This is a genomic window from Lysinibacillus sp. AR18-8 (assembly GCF_001705465.1).
GTDB classification, from domain to species: Bacteria; Bacillota; Bacilli; order Bacillales_A; family Planococcaceae; genus Lysinibacillus; species Lysinibacillus capsici.
In genome coordinates this window covers 16,634-30,558 of the sequence record NZ_MDGU01000027.1, presented here as the reverse complement: position 1 = coordinate 30,558, position 13,925 = coordinate 16,634, and the positions used below count along the sequence as shown (strand labels likewise).

General features: G+C 38.6%; 12 protein-coding genes. 7 read left to right on the top strand and 5 right to left on the bottom strand.

Annotated elements, in window-relative coordinates; all coding sequences use genetic code 11:
• Nucleotides 1-3 precede the first annotated feature (3 nt).
• The 6 genes from BFM98_RS18420 to BFM98_RS18395 all read left to right on the top strand — a co-directional run bounded on the left by BFM98_RS18420 (nt 4) and on the right by BFM98_RS18395 (nt 8,919).
• Nucleotides 4-1,851 (top strand): bifunctional homocysteine S-methyltransferase/methylenetetrahydrofolate reductase, encoded by a 1,848-nt coding sequence (locus tag BFM98_RS18420; RefSeq protein ID WP_066038151.1) that lies wholly within the window; start codon nt 4-6, stop codon nt 1,849-1,851.
• On the top strand, nt 1,844-5,275 hold the full coding sequence (gene metH, locus BFM98_RS18415; RefSeq protein WP_066038127.1) for a methionine synthase: 3,432 nt from the start codon (nt 1,844-1,846) through the stop codon (nt 5,273-5,275). Before BFM98_RS18420 ends, metH begins: the two co-directional genes overlap by 8 nt.
• 95 nt (nt 5,276-5,370) lie before the next feature.
• Entirely contained in the window at nt 5,371-5,871 is a 501-nt protein-coding gene (locus BFM98_RS18410; protein ID WP_048394984.1) for a GNAT family N-acetyltransferase, read from the top strand.
• A gap of 109 nt (nt 5,872-5,980) precedes the next feature.
• Nucleotides 5,981-7,012: a Delta(5) desaturase DesA gene (gene desA, locus BFM98_RS18405; RefSeq protein WP_054548858.1), complete on the top strand. Its 1,032-nt coding sequence runs from the start codon at nt 5,981-5,983 to the stop codon at nt 7,010-7,012.
• A gap of 130 nt (nt 7,013-7,142) precedes the next feature.
• A complete protein-coding gene (locus BFM98_RS18400) occupies nt 7,143-8,291 on the top strand; it encodes a sensor histidine kinase (protein ID WP_419776226.1) in 1,149 nt (382 codons plus the stop codon).
• 16 nt (nt 8,292-8,307) lie between these two features.
• Entirely contained in the window at nt 8,308-8,919 is a 612-nt protein-coding gene (locus BFM98_RS18395; RefSeq protein WP_048394990.1) for a response regulator transcription factor, read from the top strand.
• Nucleotides 8,920-8,963: 44 nt separating this feature from the next.
• On the opposite strand, the gene BFM98_RS18390 is transcribed toward BFM98_RS18395, so the two are convergent.
• The 3 genes from BFM98_RS18390 to BFM98_RS18380 all read right to left on the bottom strand — a co-directional run bounded on the left by BFM98_RS18390 (nt 8,964) and on the right by BFM98_RS18380 (nt 11,493).
• A complete protein-coding gene (locus tag BFM98_RS18390; RefSeq protein ID WP_048394992.1) occupies nt 8,964-9,938 on the bottom strand; it encodes a proline dehydrogenase family protein in 975 nt (324 codons plus the stop codon).
• Nucleotides 9,939-10,012: 74 nt separating this feature from the next.
• Nucleotides 10,013-10,765: an ABC transporter permease gene (locus BFM98_RS18385; RefSeq protein WP_066038126.1), complete on the bottom strand. Its 753-nt coding sequence runs from the start codon at nt 10,763-10,765 to the stop codon at nt 10,013-10,015.
• The gene (locus BFM98_RS18380; protein WP_016995349.1) at nt 10,762-11,493 is read right to left on the bottom strand and encodes an ABC transporter ATP-binding protein; all 732 of its coding nucleotides are present in this window, start codon (nt 11,491-11,493) and stop codon (nt 10,762-10,764) included. The genes BFM98_RS18385 and BFM98_RS18380 overlap by 4 nt, the downstream gene beginning before the upstream one ends.
• 94 nt (nt 11,494-11,587) lie before the next feature.
• Between BFM98_RS18380 and BFM98_RS18375 the strand changes: the two genes are divergently transcribed.
• The gene (locus BFM98_RS18375; protein ID WP_066038125.1) at nt 11,588-12,088 is read left to right on the top strand and encodes a methylated-DNA--[protein]-cysteine S-methyltransferase; all 501 of its coding nucleotides are present in this window, start codon (nt 11,588-11,590) and stop codon (nt 12,086-12,088) included.
• A gap of 179 nt (nt 12,089-12,267) precedes the next feature.
• On the opposite strand, the gene BFM98_RS18370 is transcribed toward BFM98_RS18375, so the two are convergent.
• Together BFM98_RS18370 and BFM98_RS18365 are read right to left on the bottom strand one after the other, a co-directional pair.
• Entirely contained in the window at nt 12,268-13,566 is a 1,299-nt protein-coding gene (locus BFM98_RS18370; protein ID WP_016995351.1) for an ammonium transporter, read from the bottom strand.
• A 14-nt stretch (nt 13,567-13,580) separates the two neighbouring features.
• Entirely contained in the window at nt 13,581-13,922 is a 342-nt protein-coding gene (locus tag BFM98_RS18365) for a P-II family nitrogen regulator (RefSeq protein ID WP_016995352.1), read from the bottom strand.
• Between the last annotated feature and the right edge of the window lie 3 nt (nt 13,923-13,925).

The following is a 13,925-nucleotide window of genomic DNA, read 5'->3' as shown; positions in this document are numbered from 1 at the left end:
TTTATGGGATTGCTTGAAAGGTTAAAAACGCATGTATTGACGGCAGACGGTGCAATAGGCACAGTGCTATATGGCTATGGATTGGAGTATTGCCATGAGGAAATGAATGTTCAGAGACCCGAGTTAATTGAAAAGATTCATAGAGAATATATTGCAGCTGGTGCTGACATCATTCAAACGAATACGTACGGTGCAAATGCCATTAAATTAGCTCGCTATGGATTGGAATCACGTGTCCAACAATTTAATGAAGCTGCTGTCACCATCGCAAAACGAGCAGCGGCTGATGGCGGTCAATTTGTTTTAGGAACAATTGGTGGTATTCGGGGAATTCGTAAAAGTGATGCAACCTTGGATGAAATATTAGCGACTATTGAAGAACAAGCAAGCGTCTTACTTGCAGGGAATCCAGATGGCCTTTTACTTGAAACTTATTATGATTTTGAAGAATTAACAGCAACCTTAAAGATGCTACGAGAAAAAACAAAATTGCCGATTATTGCACAAGTTTCTATGCATGAGCCCGGTGTTCTACAAAATGGGATGTCTTTAAATAATGCTCTCCATGAGCTTGAAGCCCTAGGTGCTGATATTGTTGGTGTCAATTGTCGACTAGGTCCACACCATACAATTCAGGCATTTGAAGGTGTAGAACTTCCTAATAAGGCATTTATGTCGGCCTATCCAAATGCATCACTACTGGACTTAGAGGATGGGCGTGTCGTTTATGAATCAGAAGCTGATTATTTTGGTCGAGCGGCTGTTGAATTGCGTGATCAAGGTGTACGTTTAATAGGGGGCTGCTGTGGTACAACACCCAAACATATTGCAGCAGCAAAGAAGTATTTAGAAGAGTTATCACCGGTTCAGGAGAAGCTTGCGAAGCCTAAAAAGATTGAGATTGTTCGGGAAGCGGAGCCAACAAAGTATGAGCCTCTTCATGAAAAAGTTAAACGTGAACGTTCTGTCATAGTAGAGTTGGATACGCCTAGACATTTAGAGATTGATGGGTTCCTTGAAGGAGCAAAGCAATTATATGATGCAGGTGCAGATGTAGTTATGATGGCAGACAATTCATTGGCCTCTCCACGTATTAGCAATATTGCAATGGGCGCATTGTTGAAGAGCTCACATGGTGTACGCCCACTAACTCATATTACATGTCGAGACCGTAATTTAATTGGTCTACAATCTCATTTAATGGGGTTAAATGCTTTAGGTATTCATGATGTGTTGGCCGTTACGGGTGATCCAACGAAAGTAGGAGATTTCCCAGGTGCGACAAGTGTTTATGATGTATCTTCCATGGAGCTAATTCAATTAATTAAGCAATTAAATGAAGGGGTCTCTTTCTCAGGTAAGCCACTTCGTAAAAAAGCAAATTTTTCAGTTGCTGCTGCATTTAATCCAAACGTCCGTGTGTTAGATCGTGCTGTGACACGCTTGGAGAAGAAAATTGAGCATGGGGCAGACTACTTCATTTCTCAACCAGTATATACGAAAGAGAAAATTGTAGAGATTTATGAGGCAACAAAGCATTTACAAGCTCCAATTTACATTGGTATTATGCCTGTTACGAGTTATAAAAGTGCTGAATTTTTACATCATGAAGTGCCAGGTATCAAATTATCTGAAGATGCCTTAACAAGAATGAAAGCATGTGGAGAAGATAAAGAAAAGGCAACCTTGGAAGGGATTGCTATTGCCAAAGAATTAGTAGAAGTGGCTACGCAATATTTCAATGGGATTTACCTTATTACACCATTTTTACGTTACGACGTGACACTAGAGTTGATGAAATATATAGAGCAATTGGATGAACAGAAAAAAGGAGTAAGTATACATGGCTAAGCACTCGATTGAAGAGCAACTAGAGAAACGTATTTTAATTCTTGATGGCGCAATGGGAACAATGCTACAAAATGAAAATTTATCAGCAGAGGATTTTGGTGGCGAGGAACTTGATGGCTGTAATGAAAATCTTGTGCTTACTAGACCAGATGTCATTGAAAAAATTCACCATAAATACTTAGAGGCAGGCGCAGATATTATTTGTACAAATACATTTGGTGGGACGCCTCTTGTGTTAAATGAATATGATCTTGGCACAAAAGCAGAAGAAATTAATAAGCGTGCAGTGGAAATTGCTCGCCAAGCAGTTGATCGTTATTCGACATCGGATTGGCCACGTTTTGTCGCAGGGGCTATGGGGCCAACAACAAAAACGTTATCAGTAACAGGTGGTATTACATTTGAAGAGCTAGAGGAAAATTTCTATGTACAGGCAAAGGCATTAATTGAGGCAGGAGCCGACGTTTTGTTATTAGAAACAAGTCAGGATATGCTCAATGTCAAAGCAGGCACACTTGGCGTAAAGCGCGCTTTTGCATCAACGGGAAAAGAGCTACCTGTCATGATTTCAGGAACAATAGAACCGATGGGTACAACGCTTGCAGGGCAAACAATTGATGCCTTTTATATTTCGATCGAGCATATTAAACCATTATCAGTTGGCCTAAACTGTGCGACGGGACCTGAGTTTATGACGGATCACATTCGTTCATTAGCAGAGCTTTCAACAGGCTATATTAGCTGTTACCCAAATGCTGGCTTACCAGATGAAGAAGGGTGTTATCATGAATCACCAGAATCGCTATCGCAAAAATTAAAAGGCTTTGCAGAAAAGGGTTGGCTTAATATTGTAGGTGGATGTTGTGGGACGACACCCGCTCATATTGCAGCCATTCGTGAGATCTTAAAAGATGAAAAACCTCGTCAATTACCAGAAAAAACACATGGTCATGCGGTATCAGGAATTGAACCGTTATTGTATGACGATTCTATGCGTCCGTTATTTATTGGGGAGAGAACAAATGTAATCGGCTCTCGTAAATTTAAGAATTTAATCATTGACGGGAAATTTGAGGAGGCCGCAGAGATTGCACGTGCTCAAGTCAAAAATGGTGCACATGTTATTGATATTTGTTTAGCCAACCCTGATCGCGATGAATTAGCCGATATGCGTGGATTTATGCAGGAGGTTGTAAAAAAGGTTAAGGTGCCTCTTGTGATTGACTCAACTGATGAAAAAGTAATTGAGGAAGCATTAAAGTTTTCACAAGGGAAAGCCATCATTAACTCTATTAATTTAGAGGATGGTGAAGAACGATTTGATGCAGTATTACCACTCGTGAAAAAATATGGTGCATCATTAGTTGTTGGAACGATAGATGAAAAGGGGATGGCGGTTGACCGTCATCGAAAGCTCGAAATTGCCGAGCGCTCCTATCAACTTTTAACGGAAAAATGGGAGATTGCACCAGAGGATATCATTTTCGACCCATTAATGTTCCCTGTAGGAACTGGGGATGAGCAGTATATTGGTTCAGCGCTAGAAACAATTGAAGGCATTCGTCTCATCAAAGAAAAATTGCCGCAGACATTGACTGTACTTGGCGTAAGTAATATCTCATTTGGCTTACCACCTGTTGGTCGTGAAGTACTGAATGCTGTTTATCTCTATCATTGTACACAGGCGGGCTTAGATTATGCCATTGTTAATACAGAGAAATTGGAGCGTTATGCATCCATCCCTGAAGAGGAAATCAAACTCGCAAATGACCTGCTCTTTAATACAAATGATGAAACATTAGCAGTGTTTACAGATTTTTATCGAGATAAAAAGAAGGAAAAAACGGAAGCTGATATTCCAAAAACGGTTGAAGGTCGTTTAGCTTACTATATATTAGAAGGTACAAAAGAAGGGCTAATTGAGGATTTAGACGCTGCACGGGAAATCTTCGAGGCGCCACTTGATATAATTAATGGTCCTTTAATGGAGGGCATGGCTGAGGTGGGTCGATTATTTAATGATAATCAACTCATTGTAGCAGAGGTTTTACAATCAGCAGGTGTGATGAAGGCCGCAGTGGCTCATTTAGAGCAATTCATGGAGAAGGATGAAGAGAGTGCTGGAAAAGGGAAAATGGTACTTGCTACAGTAAAAGGTGATGTTCACGATATTGGGAAAAACCTTGTTGATATTATATTAAGTAATAATGGCTATAAGGTAGTCGATTTGGGCATTAAAGTAACTCCTGCCCAATTGATTGAAGCGATTCGTAAGGAAAAACCTGATTTTATTGGGCTGTCAGGTTTACTCGTGAAATCAGCGCAACAGATGGTTATTACTGCTCAGGATTTTAAAGAGGCGGGAATTGATGTTCCTATTTTAGTTGGTGGTGCTGCACTTTCACGTCGTTTTACTGAAACAAAAATTGCAGATGAATATGGTGGTCCTGTTATTTATGCAAAGGATGCTATGCAAGGCTTAGAGCAAGCGAATCTATTAATGGGTGAAGGGACACGTGAAAATTTCTTAGCAGAAATTGAAGAATCCCGTCAAAAACGTTTAGCGGCCGATGAAAAACGAGCTGCTCGTCCGGCAAAAGAGGTAACAATAAAGCCTGCACGAACAGTAAAAGGAGCGCCAGTATTTTTACCAGCGGATTTACGACGTCATGTGAAAAAAGACTATTCTGTATCTCATTTATACCCTTATGTTAATATGCGTACATTACTGGGACACCATCTAGGCTTGAAAGGGCAAGTTCAGCAATTGCTTGATGCGGGCGATTCAAGAGCAACAGAGCTCAAGGATTTAGTAGATGATTATTTAAAAAGTGATCTATTAAAGCCATCAGGTTTGTATCAATTTTTCCCTGCTCAAGCAGATGGTGATGATGTCGTTGTGTATAATCCTGCTGATAGTAAGACAGAAATTGAACGTTTTACCTTCCCTCGTCAGCAGGTTGAACCATTTTTATGTCTTGCAGATTTCTTAAAAACGGTAGAGAGCGGTGAAATGGACTATATTGCACTCATGGTTGTAACAGCAGGTCAAGGAGTTATGGCTAAAGCACGCCAGTTAAAAGAGGCTGGGAAATTTCTTGAAAGTCATGCCTTGCAATCGACTGCTTTAGAATTAGCAGAGGGCTTTGCTGAACGTATGCATCAGGAAATTCGTGACCAATGGGGCTTCCCTGATGCAACAGATTTCACTATGAGAGATCGTTTTGCTGCAAAATATCAAGGTCAACGCTTTTCATTCGGATATCCTGCTTGTCCTAACTTGGAGGATCAAGAGAAACTATTCGGCCTATTAAAACCTGAGGATATTGGTGTCCATCTTACAGAAGGCTTTATGATGGAGCCTGAAGCATCCGTATCTGCAATCGTTTTTGCTCATCCTGATGCTCGCTACTTCAATGTTTAAGGCATAAAATAAGAGGAGATAGATAGTCTATTCAATGACTGTCTATCTCTGTTTCTCTATAGAAGAAAACAATTTGGTTAAGGAAAGTGAGCAGAATGATACGATTCATGGAAGAAAGAGATATTCCCGAGGTCTTGGTTATCTATAATGATATTATTTTAACAAGCAAGGCTGTCTATCGATACGAAATACAAACTTTAGATGAAAAAGTACAGTGGTTTAGGGAGCAACAAGCATTAGATAATCCTTTACTTGTATTTGAGGATAATGGGCTTGTCGCTGGCTTTGCTACCTATAGTCAATTCCGTCCTTACCCAGGTTATAAATATACAATGGAGCACTCTGTCTATGTGCATAAAGAACATTATCAAAAAGGGATTGCGACAAAGCTCATGAACAAGCTGATAGCGATCGCTGAAGAAAATGGTGTCAAAACGCTTGTTGCTGGTATTGATGGAGAAAACATTGGTAGTATTAAAGCACATGAAAAATTAGGCTTTGAATATGCAGGAACCATTAAAAATGCAGGCTATAAATTTGAACAATGGCTAGACCTTGTGTTCTATCAACTTCATTTGACTGGACCGAAATCATAAAAGGATATGACAAATGTCATATCCTTTTTGTGATGTTTGCGTCTGTTACTGACTTGTATTCTTGTTTTATGATGAGGTCATAAGAAAAAAAGAAACGAGGGAGTAAAAGATGGCAACTATTAAAGAAAAAACAAAAAAGTTACGCCAAGATGTAGCGCCATTTGCCAAATCAGATACGCGTAAAAGTGTTTTTCAGATTATAAATACAATTGTACCGTTAATTGCATTATGGGTGGCTGGTTACTTGTTAGTGGATGTATCACCTTGGCTAACAGTCGGCTTAAGTGCTATTTCAGCAGGTTTTGTCGTACGAACTTTTATTATTTTTCATGATTGTACACACGGCTCATTTTTCAAAAGTAAAAAGGCAAACGACTGGGTTGGATTTTTTACTGGGGTGCTAACATCATTCCCTTATGAAAAATGGAAACGTGAACATACAATTCACCATGCAACAAGCTCAAACTTAGACAAGCGTGGTATCGGTGATATTGATATGATGACAGTTGAAGAATATATGCAAGCCTCAAAAGGGCAACGTCTATGGTACCGCTTCTATCGTAATCCATTTGTGATGTTTGGATTAGGCCCACTTTATATGGTTCTTGTCTTAAATCGTTTTAATCGTAAGGATGCGAAGAAGAAGGAACGTCTCAATACAATTTTAACGAATATTGTCATTGTGGGAATTTGTGCTGCTTTAATTTTCTTCATGGGCTGGCAAGCGTTTTTATTAGTGCAAGGCGTTACTTTATTTATTGCAGGTTCTTTAGGAATTTGGTTATTTTACATCCAGCACACGTATGAAGATTCTTATTTTGAACACGATTCAGAGTGGGATTATGTGAAAGCTGCAGTTGAAGGAAGCTCCTATTATAAATTGCCAAAACTTTTACAATGGGTAACAGGGAATATTGGCTTCCATCATGTACATCACTTAGCTCCTCGTGTACCTAATTATAATCTTGAAAAGGCACACAATGAGACACCGCCATTACACATGGCAACAACGATTACTTTACGTACGAGTTTAGAATCACTACGTTACAAGTTATATGATGAAGATCAAGGTAAATTTGTAACGTTTAAAGAAGTAAATGAAATAATAAAACGTAAAGCAAGAGGCAGTATTGCCGCTTAGCTGATAACAGCCATCTCTGCAAGAGAGATGGCTGTTTTATGTAAAGAGAAGAATATGGGTCAAAGCATGAACAGGCATAAATTTAATTTTCTTGTTATAATAAGGGAAAAGTAGGAAAGAGCGTGAGATTATGTTGAGGAAATGGCATAGTATTATTCCGAATAGTCCGATGCTCAGTGTATATTTGTGGATAATTTTTTGTTTCCTACCGTTTTTCTTCATTTTTAGGAAATCATCTTATATCGAAATATCGATAGGCATTACATTTTTAATGCTCTATTTTATCTTCTATCGATTTGCCATGAATTCGAAAAGCGGTTTAGTTTATATGTGGATTAGCTTTGAAATGGTCATAAACATTATTATGACCATCTTGTATGGCTATGTCTATTTGTCCATTTTTACAGCATTTTTTATTGGGAATATCCGAAGACCCGTCGGCTTTTATATTATGTATGGTCTACATATTGGCTTTACAGTTATTTCAACTGGTGCTGGATTCTTTGTAGAGCTCAACCTATTTTTATCGCAGTTGCCTTTCGTTGTATTAACTATTTTAGCTGTTGTCCTTTTACCGCTAACGCTTTATTCCAAAAATAAACGTGAAAATTTAGAGGGACAGTTAGAAACAGCCAATGAACGTATTGCTGAGTTAATTGTTTTTGAAGAACGACAAAGAATAGCTCGAGATTTGCATGATACATTAGGACAAAAATTGTCCATGATTGGTTTGAAGAGTGATCTAGCTTCTAGGCTGATTGAACGAAATCCCCAGCAGGCCTTGATTGAGATTAAGGATATACGCCAGACGGCTAGTATTGCTTTAAAAGAGGTTCGGGAATTAGTTTCAGATATGCGCACGGCAAAATTTGAAGATGAGATCATGCGTATTTCACAAATACTAAAGGCAGCTGAAATGGAGTTTGTCTTTGAGGGGGATAAAAACGCACTGCAAGTTCCACCACTTGTAGAGAATGTTTTATCTATGTGCTTAAAAGAGGCGGTTAATAATGTTGTCAAACATAGTGGAGCAACAAAATGTGAAATTGCTTTCCATCAAAATTTTAAAGAAGTTTACTTAGTAGTGCGAGATAACGGACAGGGCATTACGAAAAAACAAGCCTGGAGAACTGGTAATGGATTGAAAGGAATGCGGGAACGTTTAGAGTTTATTAATGGGTCCTTCAAAATTGAAAGTGTTGAGGGCACCACATTAACGGTAACTATCCCAGTAGCTATTACGCATCAGAATGTCAAAGACAATCTGAAGAATATATAGAAAAGAGGATTGTGACATGATACGAATTGTGATTGCTGAAGATCAGGGGATGCTATTAGGCGCGCTCCGCTCTTTACTTAGTATGGAGGAGGATATGGAGGTTGTTGGCTTAGCAAAAAATGGTGAGGAAGCATTGATGCTTGTGGAAGAGCATCAGCCTGATATTTGTATTATGGATATTGAAATGCCAGTGAAAACGGGACTAGATGCAGCAGAAGAAATGCATAGCACTGGCTCAGGTTGTAAAGTCATTATTTTAACTACATTTGCTAGACCTGGTTATTTCGAACGTGCTAGAAAAGCGAGTGTCAGAGGCTATTTATTAAAGGATAGCCCTATAGAGGAGTTAGTGAGCGCAATCCGTACAATCATGGACGGTAAACGCATTTATGCGCCAGAGCTCGTTGATTTTGTCTATGAAGATGATAGTGAAAATCCTTTAACGGAGCGAGAGAGTCAAGTTCTGACACTTGTAGCAGAGGGCAAGACGACAAAGGAAATTGCTGCTGAGCTGTTTTTGTCTGCTGGTACAGTTCGTAACTATATTTCGACGATTTTAGAAAAACTAAACGTCGGCAATCGAATTGAGGCCATTGCACGCTTTAAAGAAAAAGGATGGAATAAATAAAATGAGAACCTTTTTGCATCATAAGCGAAAAGGTTCTCTTTTTTTTACTTATTACGTTTAGTTAAACGGCCAAGAACGAATGCACCTGCTGCTACTGCAAGAACAGTATTCGTTTTTTTCGTAAATACTTGTTTTGTGACAAGATTAAGGTTTTGAGGACGCTCAGCTAAACGGCGCATGAAATAGCCGTACCAATCTTCACCAAATGGAACGTACACACAGAAGTTATAGCCCTCTTTTGCAAGTTCTTTTTGCATATCTGTACGGAAACCATATAGCATTTGGAATTCAAATTTATCAAGCGGAATATTATGATCAGCTACAAAGCGTTTTACGTGCGCAATAATATTGTGATCGTGAGTTGCGATTGATGTAAATTTACCATTTAGTAGGTGATATTCAATCAACTCAATAAAGTTTAAATCAATATCTAATTTATCTTGATAGGCTACTTCAACTGGCTCTTTATAAGCACCTTTTACGATACGTAAACGGTAGTCCTTAAATTTTTCAATATCATCTTTTGCACGGTAAAAGTATGATTGGATGACTGTACCAACATTATTAAATGTTTTCGATAATTCTTCCACCATATCGAAGGAAGTTTGTAGACGTCCATAGTCTTCCATATCAAAGTTAACAAAGATATCGTATGAAGCGGCTTTTTCTACAATCTCATACAGATTGTCATAACAAAAATCAACATCAATATCTAAGCCTAATTGAGATGGCTTTAATGAAATATGTGCCGCTACACCATTTTCGTGAATAGCTTCGATCACAGTAAGGATTTTTTCTTTAGCAGCAGTCGCTTCTTCTTTACTTGAAACAAATTCACCTAGGTTATCTACTGTACAAGAAATATTATGTGCATTTAGTTCTTTGATGCTTGCAATTGTTTCTTCGATATTTGTACCAGCTACTACACTTTGTGCTCCTAATTTTAGGCCATATTTCTTTGCAGCACTATTTAATAGTTGGTTCTCAGATAAGTGGATGAAAAAATCGCGTAATAACATGGTCATTCTCCTAACTGCATTTTCTTTTTAGTATAACATAAATTTTTTAAACTATATTACATTCAGCCTAACAATTATTTCATTTCGAGTAATTGCATACGTTCATTAAATAGTGCAGGATAACTTAAAAAGCCAATCATAACGCTGGATAATGTTGCAGTAGTTAAGAGAGCAAAGATAATTAAAAGTTGAAATTGGACTGCATGAATAGGGTCGGCTCCCCCAATAATTTGACCACTCATCATACCTGGTAACTGTACTAGCCCGATTGTTTTTTGACTCTCAATCGTAGGAATCATACTAGCTTTTATGGCATTAATTAATTGGCGATGAATAGCCTGTTTTGGTGTGCCACCCAGGGATAGTATTAGTTCCATTTGATCCTTATGGTTAATAATTTCAGCTGTAAAACGATTTAAGAATAAAATGGATAGCACCATGGAATTACCAATTAGCATCCCGCTAATGGGAATGATATACTGAGCGGTTGCTGGAACAATATGAAAGCCTAGCAAAACACCTTGTGTAATTATTTCTATCATGACAAGAGTCAGTGCTATCTTCCAGGTGATTCCTTTAATACCTGCTCCTTTTTTTCGTGCATTTAACGTGGCTACGATAATCATTAGTGCTACCATCAGTAAAATATAGCTATAACTATTTGCATCAAACACAAACTTTAATATATAGCCGACAGCAAGCAATTGAATGATGGAGCGTAATGTTGCAATAAGCGTATCTTTTTCAAGGTCTAATTTTAATATTTTGGATAATAGTAAAGGGATACAAACAAAAATTAATGTCAGTGATAAGGCTGTATATGTCATTTGTTTACCCCCTGTACAAACTCGGCAACACGTGGATTTGTTGGTGCATCGAGTAATGAACTTTTACCAGTTTCAACGAGCTCCCCATTCATCATAACCCATGTATAGTGACCAATCGTTAGCGCTTGTTGCAAATTATGGGTAATCCAAATCATGGTAACATTGTATTTTTTGTTAATGGTGACAATCAATTTTTCAATATCCTGTACGGATTGACGATCCAAGGCAGACGTTATTTCGTCTAATAATAAAATAGAGGATTTATTGATAAGTGTTCGAGCGATGGATACCTTTTGACGTTGTCCGCCTGATAGATCATTTGTAGATTGATGCAGGAAGCTTTCGTTTAACCCAACGTCCTCTAAATATTGAATAGCCTCCTGCTGCAAAAGTTTTTGTCCTTGCAGTGTACGGGGAAGTGCAAGATTCTCTAACACTGTACCTGCTATCATAGGAGCTGCCTGTAAAGCAATACCAACATGCCTTCTTAAAGCTGTTGGATCATATGTAGAAATAGGTTGATTATCGACGAGTATATGCCCATTTGATGGTGAGAGAAGGCCATTACATAATTTAAGTAATGTTGTTTTACCAGCGCCAGAGGGGCCAACGAGAGTTGTGATTTGCCCTTTCGGAAATGACCCAGTAATTGACTTTAATATCATTTTGTCATTTACTGAAAAATGAACTTGTTGAAAGTGAATGGCAGGTTCATATAACATATTCATCTATTGAAACTCCTTTACTTTAGTCAGTAAAATAACTGTAGCATGAAATGACTGGAAGATGGTGTTGAAATAAAAGAAAGAAGGGGATTTGGGAATGGAAATATTGTATTTCGATACATTAACATATGCACAAGGCGATATGTATGTTGTGGCTTCAGACAAAGGACTTGTTTATATAGGTACACCAAATGCAGCATTCGATGAAGTAAAGGAGTGGGCTATAAAACCATTTAAAGGATATTGTTTTGAAGAGAATTCAGAAAAGTTGCTCCCATATAAAGAGCAGTTAACAGCCTATTTTAAGAAGGAACTTATTGAATTTAATCTTCCAATCCATGTGAAAGGGACAGCATTTCAATTAGCAGTGTGGGATGCATTAAAAGAATTACCCTATGGTACAACAACAACTTATGGAAATATTGCTCAACGCATTGGTAATCCCAAAGCGGTTCGAGCGGTGGGGACTGCTATTGGAGCAAACCCAATCCTGGCAATTATTCCATGTCATCGGGTTATTGGCAAAAATGGTCAATTAACAGGCTTCAGAAGCGGCTTAGCTATGAAACAATTTTTACTTGAGTTAGAGAAGGATTAGAACGAGTGAAGCGGTAAATGTTAGTCTCTTGCGAAATAATGGAAAGAGCGCTTTTTCTATGGATTGGATCACTTCAAACAAAGTAACCTTCTTTCTCTGTAAACGAACAGTTTCACATGTAGGAGTGCACCAAAAGAAATCTGCCCCATTATCCAAAGATAAAGGAGCAGATGAACTAGCTATACATGTTGTTCTTCTTGAACATTGTTCTGCGTTTTACCGAAATGTGTTAAACGATGAGCGAAGGTTTCGCCTCGTACAGCGGAGCTTTTGAAAATATCTTGGTATTCGTAGGCAGGCGTTCCGTGTTCCATTACATCTAATCCAGCAATTTCTTCTTCAGCTGTTACTCGTAATGGGACAAATGCTTTGATGATCAATAAACCTGCAGCTACAGATACACTAACCCAAGCAATAGTTGCAATAACGCCGATTGCTTGAATACCTAATAGACCAAAACCCCCACCATAAAATAAGCCTTGCCCACCAATATCAAAGAGGCCAACTGCCAGTGTTCCCCAAATACCACAAATACCATGAACAGCAATTGCTCCAACAGGATCATCAACTTTTAGCTTCCACTCTAGGAAGCGTACACCTTCCACAAGTAAAGGGGCAGCAATTAAACCAATGATAAGTGAGCCAAAAATGCTGACATTCGCTGCACCAGCAGTAATCCCTACAAGCCCAGCTAATGCACCATTTAATGTAAGAGAGCCATCGATATGTCCGTATCGAAATTTTGTATAGAAAGCAGTGGCAACGACACCAGCTGCAGCTGCAAAAAACGTATTAGCAATAACACTAGGAACTAGCTCTGGATCAGCTGCTAATGTAGAAGCGCCATTGAAGCCGAACCAACCAAACCAAAGTAAAAATACGCCTAATGCACCTAATGGAATGCTGTGTCCTGTAATAACATTTACTCGCCCATTTTCATATTTGCCTAGTCGAGGTCCGACCATAACTGCTGCGACAAATGCTGCAACAGCCCCTGTTAAGTGGACAACTGTCGAGCCAGCAAAATCAACAAAACCTAAATCTGTTAACCAACCTTGACCACTCCAAACCCAGTGGCCTACTACAGGATAAACAACTAAAGACATAAGTATAATAACTCCAACATAAGCGAAAATATTAGTACGTTCTGCAACAGCCCCCGATAAAATAGTTGCTCCAGTTGCAGCAAACATCGTTTGGAAGATAAAGAAAGAAAGATCATCTACTCCTTTTAAAGCAAAGCCACTTGTGCCGAAAATGCCACCTACTGAGTCTCCGAACATAATGGCATAGCCACATAAAAAATAGACGATTCCACCAAGAGAAATGGTAAGAAAATTCTTCATGATGATATTGACTGCGTTTTTTGAGCGGGTAAATCCAGCCTCAACCATAGCAAAACCTGCATGCATAAAGAATACTAAAATAGTGCCAAGCATCACCCAAATTAAATTAACAGATAATAGTACTTCATCCATCTATATCGCCCCCTTTATTCTACTGCAATCGATCCGACTTCTTTTGTTCGGATACGAATTGCTTGTTCTACTGGATAAATGAAAATCTTCCCGTCCCCAACTTTACCGGTTGCTGCTTCACGCAATAAAATCTCTACAATGGCATCAACTTTGCCATCGTCTACAATCATTTCTAATTTTAATTTAGGTAAAAATTCAATTTCATACGTATTGCCGCGGAAGAGTCCTGTTCGACCTAGCTGACGACCACAACCAGCGATTTCAGAAACGCTTAACCCTGCAATTCCTTCCTGTGCAAGACCATCCCGAACAGCTCCAAAAACTTCAGGACGAATGATTGCTTCAATTTTTTTCATGAG